This window comes from Flavobacterium terrae, from assembly GCF_900142035.1.
Lineage (GTDB): Bacteria > Bacteroidota > Bacteroidia > Flavobacteriales > Flavobacteriaceae > Flavobacterium > Flavobacterium terrae.
In genome coordinates this window covers 673,838-690,090 of the sequence record NZ_FQZI01000002.1, presented here as the reverse complement: position 1 = coordinate 690,090, position 16,253 = coordinate 673,838, and the positions used below count along the sequence as shown (strand labels likewise).

The following is a 16,253-nucleotide window of genomic DNA, read 5'->3' as shown; positions in this document are numbered from 1 at the left end:
GGTATGTTATACTATTTATTTGAGTATTTAGACAAAACGCTAGACGTTCCTGGAACAGGGGTTTTCCAGTATATTACTTTCAGATCGGCCTTGGCTATTATAATGTCATTGCTATTGTCTACCATTTATGGTAAAAGAGTAATTGGTTTTTTAAGACGTCAGCAAATTGGAGAAACAGTTCGTGAACTGGGTCTTGAAGGGCAAACTCAAAAAGCAGGGACGCCTACTATGGGTGGTGTTATCATTATATTTTCGACTCTAATTCCAGTCTTTTTACTAGCAAAACTGAATAATATCTATGTGATATTGTTAATTGTGTCCATGTTATGGATGGGACTTATAGGCTTCTTGGATGATTATATAAAAGTATTTAAGAAAGATAAAGAAGGTTTAAAAGGTATTTTCAAAGTTATAGGTCAAGTTGGTCTAGGAGTTATTGTTGGTGCTACGTTGTACTTCCATCCAGGAGTGACTGTAAGAAAAGATACTCAGACAGCTAAAATTGTGGTGAATGCTGCTCAAAACACTATTAATCCGGTTTCTCTTCAAGAAAAATCTACAGCGACAACAATTCCATTCTTTAAAAATAATGAGTTTGATTATGCTGAATTGTTAGCATGGACAGGTGATGGATATGAAAATTGGGCATGGTTAGTATTCATCCCGATTGTAATTTTTATCATCACTGCAGTTTCAAATGGTGCAAATTTAACTGATGGTATTGATGGTCTCGCGGCCGGAACTTCAGCAATATCTGTAATTGCTCTTGGGGTTTTTACTTTCGTTTCAGGTAATATTATGTTTTCTAACTACTTGAACATTATGTTTATTCCAAACTCTGGGGAAATGACTGTCTTTATAGCGGCTTTCGTAGGTGCATTGGTCGGATTTTTATGGTACAATAGTTATCCAGCGGCTGTCTTTATGGGAGATACGGGAAGTTTAACTATTGGTGGAGTTATTGCAGTTTTAGCAATTGCAGTTCGCAAAGAAATGTTGATTCCTGTTATCTGCGGAATATTCTTAGCCGAAAATTTATCGGTTGTTCTACAAGTAGCCTATTTTAAATATACAAAGAAAAAATACGGTGAAGGTCGACGCATTTTCTTAATGTCTCCTTTACACCATCATTATCAGAAAAAAGGATACCACGAAAGTAAAATCGTTACCCGATTTTGGATTGTAGGAATTCTGTTGGCAATAGTATCAATTGTAACCCTAAAATTAAGGTAATATATGAGATTAGTAGTTTTAGGAGGAGGCGAAAGTGGTGTAGGAACCGCCATTTTAGGGAAAAAGAAAGGATATGATGTATTTCTGTCCGATTTTGGAAAAATAAAAAACAATTATAAAGAAGTTTTACTACTTCATAAAATCAAATTTGAAGACGAAAAGCATACAGAAGATTTGATTCTTAATGCAAATGTGGTGATGAAAAGTCCAGGGATTCCTGATAAAGTGCCAATCATCAAAAAGATTAAAGAAAAAAATATTCCAATAGTTTCCGAAATAGAATTTACCAATCAGTTTACAGATGCCGTGACGATAGGAATAACAGGAAGTAATGGTAAAACAACAACAACAATGTTGACATATCATTTGCTAAAACAAGGAGGATTAAATGTTGGTTTAGCAGGGAATATTGGTAAAAGTTATGCTTGGCAGGTTTCAGAAGGTAAGTATGATTCATATGTTTTAGAGTTGAGTAGTTTTCAACTAGACGGAATAGAAACTTATAAGCCACATATAGCAATCATAACAAATATTAGCCCGGATCATTTAGATAGATACGAATACAAATACGAAAAATATATTGCTTCTAAATTTAGAATAACCATGAATCAGACAGAAGATGATTTCTTGATTTATGATGCAGATGACGAAGCAATAGCAAACTGGCTCAAAAACAATAGTACAAGAGCAAAACTAGTTCCATTTTCTATTTCAAAACCATTAGACTTTGGAGCCTTTTTAGAAGAAAATAATATAAAAATAAATACGACAAACGAGAATTTCGATATGCCAACATCACAATTATCACTAGAAGGAAAGCACAATGTAAAAAATGCTATGGCTGCAGCAACTGTTGCTCAGTTATTAAAAATTAGAAAAGACACAATTCGTGAAAGCCTTTCTGATTTTCAAGGTGTAGAGCATAGATTAGAAAAAGTGCTTAAAATTCAAAACGTTCAATATATCAACGATTCTAAAGCAACAAATGTAAACGCTACTTTTTTTGCATTAGATAGTATGACAACGCCTACAGTTTGGATTGTAGGAGGAGTAGATAAAGGAAACGATTACACTGAATTATTGTCTTTAGTAAATGAAAAAGTTAAAGCAATCATTTGTTTAGGAATCGATAATGCAAAGCTTATCGAAACCTTTGGTGGTGTTGTAGATGTTTTAGTTGAAGCATCTTCTATGGTTGAAGCGGTAAGACAAGCGTATAAAATTGCAGAAAAAGGAGATACAGTATTGTTGTCACCCGCTTGTGCAAGTTTCGATTTATTTGAAAATTACGAAGACAGAGGACGTCAGTTCAAACAAGCTGTACAAAATTTATAAGTTTTTTAGTTAAAGTATAAATGAAAACACTGATACATAATTTAAAAGGAGATAAGGTGATTTGGGCCATGGTTGCGCTATTGGCCCTAATCTCGTTTATTCCTGTGTACAGTGCTAGTAGTAATTTAGCGTATCAAAAACATGGTACAGGTAATACGTTGGTGTATTTAATCAAACATCTTGTTCATTTATCAGCAGGGTTTTGGATTATGTATCAAGTACAAAAAGTGCCTTATCATTACTTCCGAAGTCTGTCTAGAGTGCTTTTGCCATTTGCCTGGATTTTATTGGCTTATGCAATGGTGAAAGGGACAGTTATTGAAGGCGCTAATGCAAGTAGATGGATTCAAGTGCCGTTAGTAGGTATCTCTTTTCAGCCATCAACATTTGCTGGAATGATTATGTTTCTATTTGTGGCTAGGTATTTGTCTAAAACCGAAGTAGAAGATATGACTTTCCAAAAATCATTTGTAGAGCTTTGGATACCTGTTTTTATAACGCTTGCGCTTATTTTGCCTTCTAACTTCTCGACTACAGCATTAATATTCTCAATGATTTTGATGCTAACCTTTGTTGGGAATTACCCAATAAAAAATATTGCTATAATCGTTGGGATGGGAATTGTATCATTTGCTTTTTTTATTCTTGTGGTAAAAGCATTTCCAGGAGCATTTCCAAACCGTGTTGACACTTGGATAAGCCGTATAGATAATTTTGCTTCAGATAAACCAGGGGAAGATGATTACCAAATAGAAAAAGCTAAAACAGCTATTGCTACTGGTGGTGTTTATGGATTAGGCCCCGGGAAAAGTGTTCAGAAAAACTTTTTGCCTCAATCTTCTTCCGATTTTATTTTTGCCATTATTGTAGAAGAACTTGGTTTATTTGGAGCCTTTTTTATAATCACAATTTACCTCATTTTGTTTGTAAGGTTCATAATTGCATCCTACAAAGCACCTACTATTTTTGGAAAACTTGTTGTGGTAGGATTAGGATTTCCTGTGATTTTTCAAGCTTTCATTAATATGGGTGTGGCGGTAGAGTTGTTACCTACAACAGGACAAACACTACCGTTGATAAGTAGTGGAGGAACGTCGATTTGGATGACTTGCGCGGCTTTGGGTATTATTTTGAATGTAACGAAAAAGGAGGAGGAAATAGCTAAGGAAAATATCGAAAAGCAAAAACGAGAAGAAGCATTACAACGAATTATTGATAGAGAATTATCGGAAGAAATTAAAGTAGAAGAAGAAGTTAATGAAGATTATTCAATCGAAGAATTGAACAATCCTATGAATGCTGTTTTAAACAAATAGATAATGAAAGAGAATCCAAAATTCATAATCAGCGGAGGAGGAACAGGAGGACATATTTATCCTGCTATTGCTATTGCTAACGAATTAAAAACTCGTTATCCAAAAGCTGACATTCTATTTGTAGGTGCTAGCGATAAAATGGAAATGCAAAAAGTTCCCCAAGCAGGCTATCCTATTAAGGGTCTGTGGATTGCAGGAATACAACGAAAATTAACATTGCAAAATGCAATGTTTCCGCTGAAATTGGCCTCAAGTTTGATGAAGTCATTCGGAATTATAAAAAGTTTCAAGCCAGACGTGGTTATAGGTACTGGAGGATTTGCAAGTGGTGCAGTTTTAAAAGTTGCTTCAATGTTAGGTATTCCAACTGTAATACAAGAACAAAATTCATATCCCGGAATTACTAATAAATTGTTGAGTAAAAAAGCCAACAAGATTTGTGTGGCTTATGAAAACTTGGAAAGATTTTTTCCAAAAGAAAATATGATTTTAACAGGAAATCCAGTTCGTCAGGATTTGCTGTCGGTTAATGATAAAAGAGGAGAAGCTTTAGAGTGTTTTAAACTTGATGCTACTAAAAAAACATTGTTGATTTTGGGAGGAAGTCTTGGTGCAAGACGTGTTAATCAATTGATTGCTAAAGAAGTTGATTGGTTGTTATCACAAGGAGTCCAAATTATATGGCAATGTGGTAAGCTATATTTTGAAGAGTACAAACATTTTAATGATAAGGCTGGTGTTCAAGTATTGGCTTTTATTGATAGAATGGATTTAGTCTATGCTTCGTCAGATGTGGTGATATCTCGTTCTGGTGCTTCTTCAGTATCTGAATTATGTTTGGTAGGGAAGCCAGTTATATTTATTCCTTCCCCAAATGTCGCTGAAGATCATCAAACAAAAAATGCGCAAGCAATTGTTGATAAGCATGGAGCAATATTGCTTAAAGAAAAAGAATTAGATGAGCAATTTGAAGTTGTATTTGAAGCCTTGTTAAATGATAATGGGAAGCAACAAAGTTTAAGTGAGAATATAAAAACATTGGCTATGCCAAATGCAACGAAACAAATTGTTGATGAAATAGTAAAATTGATTAAATGAATTTAAACCAAATACATAACGTCTATTTTATAGGAATCGGAGGAATTGGAATGAGTGCCTTAGCGCGTTATTTCAAGTTCATTGGTAAAGAAGTTATGGGGTATGATAAAACTCCTACTATGCTTACTGATGATTTGATTGCAAGTGGTATTGAAATTCATTTTGAAGATAATATTGATTTTATTCCAAAGGATTGTAAACCAGAAAATACATTGGTGGTTTATACACCAGCTATCAAACAACTTTCTGAATGGGATTACTTTAAAGAAAATGGATTTACAATAAAAAAGCGTGCAGAAGTTTTAGGAATCATTACTAAGGATACGTTTTGTTTTGCAGTTGCTGGAACGCATGGTAAAACTACAACCTCGAGTATTCTAGGGCATGTTTTGTATGAAAGTGGTTTAGATGTTACAGCTTTTTTAGGTGGAATTGTTGAAAATTACAACTCAAATTTAATTGGTTCTGGAAAAACAATTACTGTGGTTGAAGCTGATGAATTTGATAGATCTTTTTTACATTTGCACCCCAATATTGCGTGCATAACTTCAATGGATGCTGATCATCTCGATATCTACGGTGATGACGCGTCTATAAAAGCTTCTTTCAAAGAATTTGCTGATAAAGTTGAGGATAAAAATAACTTATTTGTAATCAGTGGTTTGCCGCTTGATGGAATAACTGTCGGGGTAAATGATGATTCTAAATTTGTTGCGCATAATATTAGGATTATAGATGGATGGTATGTTTTTGATGTAACAACATCAACCGAAGAAATTAAAGATATAAAATTTGGATTACCAGGGAAGCACAACTTAACCAACGCGTTGCTTGCTTTGGCCATGGCTCGAACTTACGGAACCCCAACCGATTCCATTGTCAAAGCGTTAGCAACATTTAAGGGAGTAAAACGCCGTTTTTCATTCCAAATTCGTAAACCAGATTTTGTGTATATCGATGATTATGCACATCATCCTACCGAGATAAATGCAGTGCATCAAGCGGTTAGGGAGTTGTATCCTGGAAAAAAAGTGTTGGCTGTTTTTCAACCGCACTTGTTTAGTAGAACAAAGGATTTTGCTGATGATTTTGCAAAAAGTTTATCTCAATTTGACGAGGTATTGTTAATGGAAATTTATCCAGCTCGCGAATTACCTATGACAGGAATTACTTCGCAATGGTTATTGGATAAAATAGATAATTCAAATAAAAAATTAGTTCAAAAAGAAGAACTTATAGCATTGTTAAAATCATCAGATTCACCAGTTATAGTTACTATAGGTGCTGGTGATGTAGGAGAAATGGTGCCAGAAATTAAAAAAGCTTTAGATGCGTAAAAATTGGTTAATAAATATTCAGCTGATAGCCATTTTTGGAGTGGTGGTTTTTCTGTATTCGTTTACCTCAAAAAGAAACGAAATGAGAAAAATTTCTAAGCCAGATATCGAATTTGTCAATTCTGAGAGCCCATTTGTTACGCATGAAATGGTTAATAAGTTGTTGATAGAAAATTTTGGAGGTACTTCCAGTATTAAAAAAGAACAAGTAGATTTGAAGCGTATAGAGCAAACTATCAATAAACACAGCATGATAGACAATTCTGAAGTGTATGTGAGTGTTGATGGCAAGTTGAAAACAATAGTAAAACAAAAGACCCCAATCGCTAGAGTTTTTAATGATAATTCTTCTTTTTATATTGATTATAAAGGAGATAGGATGCCGCTTTCAAATAATTTTAGCGCCAGAGTGCCACTTATTTATGGTGATGTTGATAAAGCCTTAGATAAGAATTTTGTCGCCTTGTTGAAAAAGGTTTATTCTGATGATTTTTTGAAAAAAAATATCATTGGGATGACTATAAACGACGACGGAAGCATTGTAATGAAGAATAGAAATTATAGTTATGATATAATTTTCGGTAGAACCATACACATGGATAGAAAATTTGATAATTATAAAGCGTTTTTTCAAAAAGCAGTACAAGACACATTGATTTCTTCGTATTCGAAAATCAATTTGAAGTTTACAAAGCAAGTGGTTTGTACAAAAGAATAGAGTATGGAAAGAGAGAATATAGCAGTAGGACTTGATATAGGAACAACTAAGATTGTTGCTATGATAGGCAAGAAAAATGAATACGGAAAGCTAGAAATTTTAGGCGTTGGTAAGTCTAAAAGTCTCGGTGTGGCTAGAGGTGTAGTAAATAATATTACACAAACAATTCAGTCTATTCAAGAAGCTATTGCTTTAGCAGAAGAAGATTCTGGATTTAAAATTAAAGATGTAGTAGTTGGTATTGCGGGTCAGCATATTCGTAGTATTCAACACAGTGATTATATATCAAGACCTAATTCTGAAGAAGTAATTAGTGAAAAAGATATAGATGTGCTAATTGGTCAAGTTCAAAAATTGGCTATGTTACCCGGAGAAGAAATTATTCATGTATTACCTCAAGAATTTAAAATTGATGGACAGTCTGAAATAAAAGAGCCAATAGGCATGTATGGAGGTCGACTTGAAAGTAGCTTCCACGTTGTGGTTGGTCAAGCTTCATCGATTAGAAACGTTGGTAGATGTATTAAAAGTGCTGGGTTAGATCTTTCTGGTTTAACTCTTGAACCTTTGGCTTCTGCAGATGCGGTATTAAGTCAAGAAGAAAAAGAAGCTGGTGTAGCCTTAATCGATATAGGAGGTGGAACTACAGATTTAGCAATTTTTAAAGATGGTATCATTCGTCATACGGCGGTTGTGCCATTTGGAGGTAATGTAATTACCGAAGATATCAAAGAAGGTTGTTCAATTATTGAAAAACAAGCTGAATTATTGAAGGTAAAGTTTGGTTCTGCTTGGCCAGGAGAAAATAAGGATAATGAGATAGTTTCAATTCCGGGATTAAGAGGAAGAGATCCTAAAGAAATTTCATTAAAAAACCTTTCAAAAATAATACATGCTCGTGTAGTTGAAATTATCGAGCAAATTTATACTGAAATAAAAGCGTATGGTCATGAAGATCCACGCAAAAAATTAATTGCAGGAATTGTGTTAACTGGGGGAGGATCTCAGTTAAAACATATCAAACAATTAGTAGAATATATAACAGGAATGGATACTAGAATTGGATACCCTAATGAACATTTAGCAGGGAATTCAAACGAAGAAATTTCAAGTCCGTTGTATGCGACTGCTGTTGGTTTAGTGATGAATAGTGTTCGTAATAACACCATGAGTGCGGTTCCGCAAGATAATTATGTTCCTGAGCCTGTTTTGGTGCAAAAACCAACAGTTGAAGAACAACAAATGATTCAGCAGGAAGCTGAAAGGGTTATAGAAGAGGCTAGAACTCATTCTAAATCGACTGAAACAACGATTAGAAAATCGTTTTTTGACAGATATATTGATAAGATTAAAGATTTTTTAGATAACGCTGAGTAATCAGAGTTATCACAAGTAACACAAAATAATAAACCAAATAGTATGGAAAGCAACTCAGAATTTGGAAGCATCTCTTTCGATTTACCTAAAAATCAATCGAACGTGATAAAAGTTATCGGAGTAGGTGGTGGAGGTAGTAATGCCATCAATCACATGTTCAAGCAAGGTATCAAAGGAGTAGATTTTATCGTTTGTAATACTGATTCTCAGGCATTACAAAATAGTCCTGTGCCTAATAAAATTCAGTTGGGAGTAAGTCTTACTGAAGGTTTAGGTGCTGGTGCAAATCCTGATGTAGGTCAGCAAGCTGCTCTAGAAAGTATCGAGGATATTGAGAAAATGCTTGACAGCAATACTAAAATGGTTTTCATTACAGCTGGTATGGGTGGTGGTACCGGTACTGGTGCAGCTCCTGTTATTGCTCAATTAGCAAAAGAAAGAGAAATCTTAACTGTCGGTATTGTAACAATTCCTTTCCAGTTTGAAGGTAAAATTCGTTCAGAGCAAGCACTATTAGGAGTTGAAAAATTAAGAAGACAAGTTGATTCACTTATTGTAATCAATAATAATAAATTAAGAGAAGTGTACGGAAACCTTGGATTCAAAGCAGGTTTCTCAAAAGCTGATGAAGTGTTAGCAACTGCGTCTCGTGGTATCGCAGAAGTTATTACGCATCACTATACTCAAAATATCGATTTAAAAGACGCTAAGACTGTCCTTTCAAATTCAGGTACTGCAATAATGGGTTCTGCGGTTGCTGAAGGTGAAAACAGAGCAAAAGATGCTATTATTGCTGCATTAGATTCTCCGTTGTTAAATGACAATAAAATTTCAGGTGCTAAAAACGTATTGTTGCTTATCGTTTCTGGAACTAATGAAATTACTATCGATGAAATTGGAGAAATCAATGATCACATCCAAGCCGAAGCAGGTTTCAATGCTAATATAATCATGGGAGTTGGTGAAGATGAAACTTTAGGTGATTCTATTGCGGTTACTATCATTGCGACTGGTTTTTGTGTAGAGCAACAAGCAGAAATTGTAAATACTGAACCTAAAAAGATAATTCACGCTTTAGAAGACGAACAAAAGTTAGTGCATAACTTAACTCAAAAATTTGAAGCAAAAGGATTCGATTTTTCTTTAAATATGCCTTCTGCTAATCCAGTAGCTGAGCAAGCTCCTGTTGTTGAAGATAAAATTGTTTTTTCTTTAGAAGAAGAAGTGACAACTCCGGATTTAGTGGAGCCATATTTTACAATGGATTTAGTTCCTACAACGGAATTTATAAAGAATTTGGATGTTACTTTTGAAATAGTTTCGGCTAATCAAATCAAAGAAAATGAGTTTTATTTTACTCCACCAGAGGTAAAAGAGATTGAAGTTGTGGATCCAAAATTTGTGGCTCATGACGAAGATCAGTTTTCATTAACATTCGATTTGCCAATTGCTCACAAAGAGGAATCAGTAAATACCGATAAATTAATTTTCGATTTAACGAACGAAATTAAAGATATAAGAGTAACAGATGCAGTAGAATTTGTTCCTGTTACAGAAGTAACTCAAAATGGTGTTATTCGTCATTCGCTTGAAGAGTATATGGAAGTTGAAAACCAATTTATTCAAGCAAAAAAAGAAGAGCCAGTAATTGAAAAAACTCCTGAAGAGCTTAATATCACAATGAAACAAGTAGAGCCAGTTGCACAGCAACCAGTTTCAAATCCTACTTACGATATCAACTCACCAGTTGAAATGTCTATCGAAGATTCATTGAAGTTAAGAGCTGAAGAACGTCGTCGTAAAATGAAAGAGTTCAATTACAAGTTTCATAATAACGCTGCTAGAGTAGACGAGTACGAAAAAGTACCGGCTTACAAAAGAATGGGGATTGATTTAACAAACAATCCACTTGATAATAATAGATCAAGAATGTCTTTAGGATTAGATAGTAATGACGATGTTCAGTTACGTTCTAACAATTCATTCTTACACGATAATGTAGATTAACTATTTCAAACCAAACCTATGTAACCCGAAATTTCTGCTGATTTTTCGGGTTATTTTTTAATTTCGCATGACTAAATAAAACTTTATAAATACCTTTTAGAAATTAAATTCTAAATACTAATACTTACTATCATTATGAGTTTATCAGCAAAAATAATGGATGAAATGAAAAATGCTATGAGAGCTAAAGATACTGTAGCTTTAGAAGCATTAAGAGCAATAAAATCAGCAATTTTATTAGCACAAACAGAAAGCGGAGCAAAAGAAGATTTGTCTGCTGATGATGAAATCAAATTATTACAACGTTTAGTTAAGCAACGCAAGGATTCTGCGACTATTTATACAGAACAAAATCGTCCTGATTTAGCTGAACCTGAAATTGCTCAGGTAGCTGTTATCGAAAAATTCTTACCTGCACAATTGTCAGAGGCTGAAGTAGAGGTTGCAATAGCTAAAATTATTGCAGATGGTGGTTTCTCTGGAATGGCTGCTATGGGTCAAGTCATGGGAGCAGCTTCTAAGGCTCTTGCCGGTCAAGCTGACGGTAAAACAATTTCAAATATTGTAAAAAAGCTTTTAGTATAAAACACTTTAAAGTCAGAATTCTAAATTTAGAATTCTGACTTCTATAAGGCTACGTAGTTCAACTGGATAGAATATCAGATTTCGGCTCTGAGGGTTGGGGGTTCGAATCCCTCCGTGGTCACAAAAACTTTCAGTTCAATTTTATGGAACAAGATCAAGGACAAGGTATTTGGATAATAATAATTTTTGCTTCAATTCTTTTCTTGATTGTGTTTGTGTATGCTTTTAAATTTTTAGAATACGTATTTGCACAATACTTTTACAAGCCTTTTTATGTACATTTTTATCCTTTTCCAAAAAGGATTGATGAAGAGCAGAGAAATATAATCCATCAAAATTTTTCGTTTTACAGAAGGCTTTCATCAAAGAGAAAAAAATATTTTGAGCATAGAGTTGCAGTTTTTATTAAAAATTATCATTTCAAAGGGAATGGTGGTTTAGTTGTTACTGATGAAATGAAACTTTTAATTGCTAGTACTTCTGTCAAATTGACTTTTGGAATGAGAAGTTTTATTTATAGTGTATTTGATAAAATTATACTGTATCCTGACATTTATTATTCTGAGAAAAATGATGTGTATCATAAAGGAGAGTTCAATCCTAAATATAAAGCATTAGTTTTTTCATGGAAACATTTTAAGGAAGGGCTTGATATTTCAAATGATAATTTAAATTTAGGACTTCATGAATTTTCCCATACTCTCCATTTTGAGTGTATGAAAACAAGTTCTGTCTCAAATGATATTTATGTGGAAAATTATCAAAAATTACTAAGCACTATAAAAGACTCTGATTATAAAGAGCAACTAAGGAATTCGAATTACTTTAGGGAATATGCTTTTACAAATCAGTTAGAATTTATGGCAGTTATACTCGAAAATTTCTTTGAAACTCCAGATCAATTTAAAAATGACTTTCCAGAATTGTTTTTAAGTGTAAAGCGAATGATCAATTATTCAGAAGCTTAAATGACCAATTGTTCTAAAATATTGTTAAATAAAAATTAATCATTTAGACATATAAATAATAACGAGTAGTTTTGTTAATAAATCCCAAGATTGACATAAAATTACACACGTATTATGAAATTTAAACATATTGTATACTTATTATTGGCAGTTGTTTTAGGCGGAATGATTTTCTACAGAGTATCTGCAAACAACGCTAAGGATAATGAAGGAGGAAAAGGAAAGGGGAAAGAAGGAGATAAAAAACCTTCAAAAGTTTCCGGAATCGTTTTAAAACCACAAGTCTTTTCAGATAATTTATCACTTTCAGGTTCTATTGAAGCTAACGAGCAAATTGAAGTTCGAAGTGAGGTCAGTGGTGTTGTAGAAAGTATCAACTTTCAAGAAGGAAGTTATGTTTCTAAAGGCCAACAATTATTTAAAATTAATGATTTAGAACTTAGAGCTCAACTTTCTCAAGCTAGAACAAAACAAGCCTTAGCATCAGAAAATGAAAGAAGAGCCAGATTGTTATTGCAAAAAGAAGCCATCAGTCAGGAAGAATATGATATTGCTAGTGCCGATTTTCGTTCTGCACAAGCTCAAACTCAATTAATTCAAGCTCAAATAGCTAAGACTTCAGTCAAAGCCCCTTTTTCTGGTAAAATAGGATTGCGTTATATTTCAAAAGGGACTTATGTGACTCCAACGACAGTAGTAGCAAATTTGGTGAATACCACTCAAGTAAAAGTTACTTTTTCAATTCCAGAAAAATATGCAACTCAAATGAAAGTAAACACAAATCTTTCGTTTACTACTTCAGGCTCAAAAGAACAGTTTACAGCTAAAGTATATGCAATCGAACCAGAGATTGAAGAGGCAACACGAACCCTTAAAATGCGCGCAGTTGCACAAAATTCTAGTGGTAAATTAATTCCAGGAACTTTTGCAAATGTATCACTGCCTTTAGAAAATATTAATGATGCCTTATTGGTGCCAACAGAGGCATTAATACCAGTACAAAATGGTAAAAAAGTCTTTGTTTCTATTAATGGAAAAGCAAAAGAAGTTATGGTAGAAACAGGAGCCAGAACAGATAAAGATGTTTTAGTGTTAACTGGTTTAAAAGCAGGCGATACAGTATTAACAACGGGTGTCATGACTTTGAAAGATGATACACCAGTTCAAGTTAACATAAAGTAAGATAGCTATGAGTTTATCCACTTTAAGTATTAAAAGACCCGTTTTAACAATCGTACTCAACTTAATGTTGATACTTTTTGGAATTATAGGGTATACGTTTTTAGGAGTTAGAGAATTTCCTTCAATTGATCCTGCACAAATTTCAGTGCAAACAAATTATTCTGGTGCCAATGCTGATATTATTGAGTCTCAGATTACAGAACCTTTAGAAAAAGCAGTTAATTCCATTGACGGAATTAGGAATATTTCGTCTTCTAGTAGTTCCGGAAGAAGTAATATTAGTATTGAATTTAACTTAGATAAAAATCTTGAAGAAGCTGCAAATGATGTTCGTGATAAGGTATCACAGGCAGTTCGTAGTTTACCGCAAGATATTGACGCGCCACCTGTCGTTTCAAAAGCTGATGCTGATTCTGAACCAATTATCACAATGACAGTGCAAAGTGATAATAAAAATGTTTTGGAGTTAACAGATTATGCTGACAACGTTTTGTCACAACGTTTACAAACTATACCAGGAGTAAGTAGTGTGCAAATTTGGGGTATGCGTAAATATGCTATGCGATTATGGATTGATCCCAATAAATTAGCTTCTTACGGGTGTACTGTTGCCGATGTACGTTCGGCATTGAACAAGCAAAATGTGGAATTACCATCAGGTAAATTAACAGGAGCTAATACTGAATTAACAGTAAAAACTATTGGTAATATTTCAACAGAAGAAGGCTTCAATAATATTATTATCAAAGCTGAAGGAGATAAGATTGTTCGTTTTAGTGATATTGGTAAAGCGGCTTTAGAAGCTGAGAATCTAGAAACCAAACTATCTGATTCGGGCCAACCGATGATTGGTATGGCGATTATTCCGCAGCCGGGAACTAATTATCTGGATATTGCAGAAAAATTTTATGAGCAATACGATCAATTGCAAAAAGATCTTCCAAAGGATTTTAAACTGAATATTGCCATCGATAACACAGTTTTTGTTAAAAAAGCAGTATTAGAAGTGGCAGAAACTTTATTGCTTTCAGTTATACTAGTAGTGTTGATTATCTATTTGTTCTTTAGAGATTGGGCTATTGCATTCCGACCGTTAATTGATATCCCAGTTTCTCTTATTGCCACATTCTTTATTATGTATTTGTGTGGATTTTCAGTAAACGTACTAACATTATTAGCTATAGTTCTGGCAACGGGATTAGTAGTAGATGATGGTATTGTAGTTACCGAAAATATATTCAAAAAAGTAGAAGAGGGGATGTCGCCCATAGAAGCGGCTATCAAAGGTTCTAATGAGATTTTCTTTGCAGTAATCTCAATTTCAATAACGTTAGCAGCAGTGTTTTTACCAGTAATCTTCTTGGAAGGATTTGTGGGAAGATTATTTCGTGAATTTGGAGTCGTGATTGGTGCAGCCGTTTTGATATCAGCATTTGTATCGTTAACACTTACGCCAATGCTGAATGCCTATTTGATGAAAGGTGGTGAACAAAAAAAATCTAAATTTTATAATCTAACAGAGCCTATTTTCGAAAAAATGAATTCTGGTTATGCAGAAGCGTTAACTGGTTTCATGAAAAAGAAATGGTTAAGTTTCCCGATTTTGATTGTTTGTTTCGGATTGATTTATCTATTTTTTAATGTTTTGCAAAAGGAAACTGCTCCTTATGATGATAGAAGTTTCTTAACAGCTCGCGTTTCTGCCCCTGAAGGTTCTTCTTACGACTATATGGATCGTTTTATGAATGATTTGACAGAATTAATCAATGATTCGATACCTGAAAAAAAGGTAAGCTTAATTGTTACTTCGCCAGGATTTGGTTCTTCATCTGTAAATAGTGGTTTTGCAAGAATTGCTTTGGTACAACCAAATGAAAGGGATAAATCACAAAAGGAAATAGCTGAGAAATTGACTAAATGGACAAAGCAGTATCCAGAGGCAAAGGTTTCGGTTTCAGAATCACCTACCATAGCGGTGAATAGAAGAGGTGGTTTCCCTATTCAATTTGTGATTCAAGCTCCTAATTTTAAAAAGTTAGAAGAAAAAATCCCTCAGTTTATGGAAGAAGTATCAAATGATCCAACATTCTCTAATTCTGATGTAAATCTAAAATTCAACAAACCAGAAGTTTACGTAACCATCGACAGGGAAAAAGCACAAAGTATGGGTGTTTCTGTTATTGATGTAGCACAAACCTTGCAACTTTCATTAAGTGGTCAGCGTTTTGGATATTTCATGATGAATGGAAAACAATATCAGGTAATGGGTCAATTTGACAAAAAAGACCGTAATGCGCCAATGGATTTAACTTCAATCTTTGTAAAAAATGATAAAGGGCAATTAATTCAATTAGATAATTTGGTACATATGGAAGAACAAAGTAGTCCTCCTCAATTGTATCATAATAACAGATATATGTCGGCTACTGTTTCAGCTGGTTTGGCTCCAGGAAAAAGTATTGGAGATGGGATAGAAGCTATGGAACGCATTAAAGAAAAAATATTGGACGATAGTTTTACTACAGACTTGAGCGGAGAATCCCGTGACTTTATGGAAAGTAGTTCAAATACTTCTTTTGCCTTCGGATTAGCATTGTTATTAATCTTTTTGATACTTGCAGCGCAATTTGAAAGCTTTATAGATCCTTTCATAATTATTTTAACAGTGCCTATGGCTGTTGCTGGAGCGTTATTCTCATTATGGCTGTTTGGTCAAACATGGAATATATTTAGTCAAATTGGTACAGTAATGTTAATTGGTTTGGTAACCAAAAATGGAATTTTAATAGTAGAATTTGCAAATCAATTAAGAGAAGAAGGGAAATCAAAATATGAGGCAATTATTGAGGCTTCAGAATCGCGCTTACGACCTATTTTAATGACGAGTTTAGCTATTGCCTTAGGAGCACTTCCAATTGCTATGTCTTTAGGAGCTGCGTCTACTAGTAGAATAGGAATGGGAGTTGTAATTGTAGGTGGAACATTATTTTCATTAGCGTTAACCTTGTTTGTGATACCCGCTATTTATTTAATGTGGTCAAGAGAAAAAAAACACCGACCAGAATTTGATAATATTGAACAATATGAAAAGGCTTAA

The 16,253-nt window shown here is 33.9% G+C and carries 12 protein-coding genes and 1 tRNA gene; all 13 read left to right on the top strand.

Annotated features, from left to right (window positions below; genetic code table 11):
* Window positions 1-3: 3 nt before the first annotated feature.
* On the top strand, window positions 4-1,233 hold the full coding sequence (mraY, locus tag BUC09_RS07440; RefSeq protein ID WP_073310162.1) for a phospho-N-acetylmuramoyl-pentapeptide-transferase: 1,230 nt from the start codon (window positions 4-6) through the stop codon (window positions 1,231-1,233).
* 3 nt (window positions 1,234-1,236) lie between these two features.
* Complete coding sequence (gene murD / locus BUC09_RS07435) at window positions 1,237-2,568, top strand: UDP-N-acetylmuramoyl-L-alanine--D-glutamate ligase (protein ID WP_073310160.1); 1,332 nt, start codon at window positions 1,237-1,239, stop codon at window positions 2,566-2,568.
* 20 nt (window positions 2,569-2,588) lie between these two features.
* Entirely contained in the window at window positions 2,589-3,884 is a 1,296-nt protein-coding gene (locus BUC09_RS07430) for an FtsW/RodA/SpoVE family cell cycle protein (protein WP_073310157.1), read from the top strand.
* A 3-nt stretch (window positions 3,885-3,887) separates the two neighbouring features.
* Window positions 3,888-4,982 carry an undecaprenyldiphospho-muramoylpentapeptide beta-N-acetylglucosaminyltransferase gene (gene murG / locus BUC09_RS07425; RefSeq protein ID WP_073310155.1) on the top strand — a complete coding sequence of 365 codons (1,095 nt, stop codon included), beginning with the start codon at window positions 3,888-3,890 and terminating at the stop codon, window positions 4,980-4,982.
* On the top strand, window positions 4,979-6,319 hold the full coding sequence (gene murC / locus BUC09_RS07420; RefSeq protein ID WP_073310153.1) for a UDP-N-acetylmuramate--L-alanine ligase: 1,341 nt from the start codon (window positions 4,979-4,981) through the stop codon (window positions 6,317-6,319). The genes murG and murC overlap by 4 nt, the downstream gene beginning before the upstream one ends.
* Window positions 6,312-7,037, top strand: coding sequence for a cell division protein FtsQ/DivIB (locus tag BUC09_RS07415; protein WP_073310151.1), 726 nt, complete (start codon window positions 6,312-6,314; stop codon window positions 7,035-7,037). The genes murC and BUC09_RS07415 overlap by 8 nt, the downstream gene beginning before the upstream one ends.
* Before the next feature lie 3 nt (window positions 7,038-7,040).
* Window positions 7,041-8,414 (top strand): cell division protein FtsA, encoded by a 1,374-nt coding sequence (gene ftsA / locus BUC09_RS07410; RefSeq protein ID WP_073310149.1) that lies wholly within the window; start codon window positions 7,041-7,043, stop codon window positions 8,412-8,414.
* Between the two features lie 42 nt (window positions 8,415-8,456).
* Window positions 8,457-10,421: a cell division protein FtsZ gene (gene ftsZ / locus BUC09_RS07405; protein WP_073310148.1), complete on the top strand. Its 1,965-nt coding sequence runs from the start codon at window positions 8,457-8,459 to the stop codon at window positions 10,419-10,421.
* Between the two features lie 135 nt (window positions 10,422-10,556).
* Entirely contained in the window at window positions 10,557-11,006 is a 450-nt protein-coding gene (locus BUC09_RS07400) for a GatB/YqeY domain-containing protein (protein ID WP_073310146.1), read from the top strand.
* 47 nt (window positions 11,007-11,053) lie between these two features.
* Window positions 11,054-11,127, top strand: a tRNA-Arg gene (locus BUC09_RS07395).
* Window positions 11,128-11,149: 22 nt separating this feature from the next.
* Entirely contained in the window at window positions 11,150-11,974 is an 825-nt protein-coding gene (locus BUC09_RS07390) for a zinc-dependent peptidase (RefSeq protein ID WP_073310144.1), read from the top strand.
* A 114-nt stretch (window positions 11,975-12,088) separates the two neighbouring features.
* Window positions 12,089-13,156, top strand: coding sequence for an efflux RND transporter periplasmic adaptor subunit (locus BUC09_RS07385; RefSeq protein ID WP_073310143.1), 1,068 nt, complete (start codon window positions 12,089-12,091; stop codon window positions 13,154-13,156).
* Window positions 13,157-13,163: 7 nt separating this feature from the next.
* Entirely contained in the window at window positions 13,164-16,253 is a 3,090-nt protein-coding gene (locus BUC09_RS07380; RefSeq protein WP_073310141.1) for an efflux RND transporter permease subunit, read from the top strand.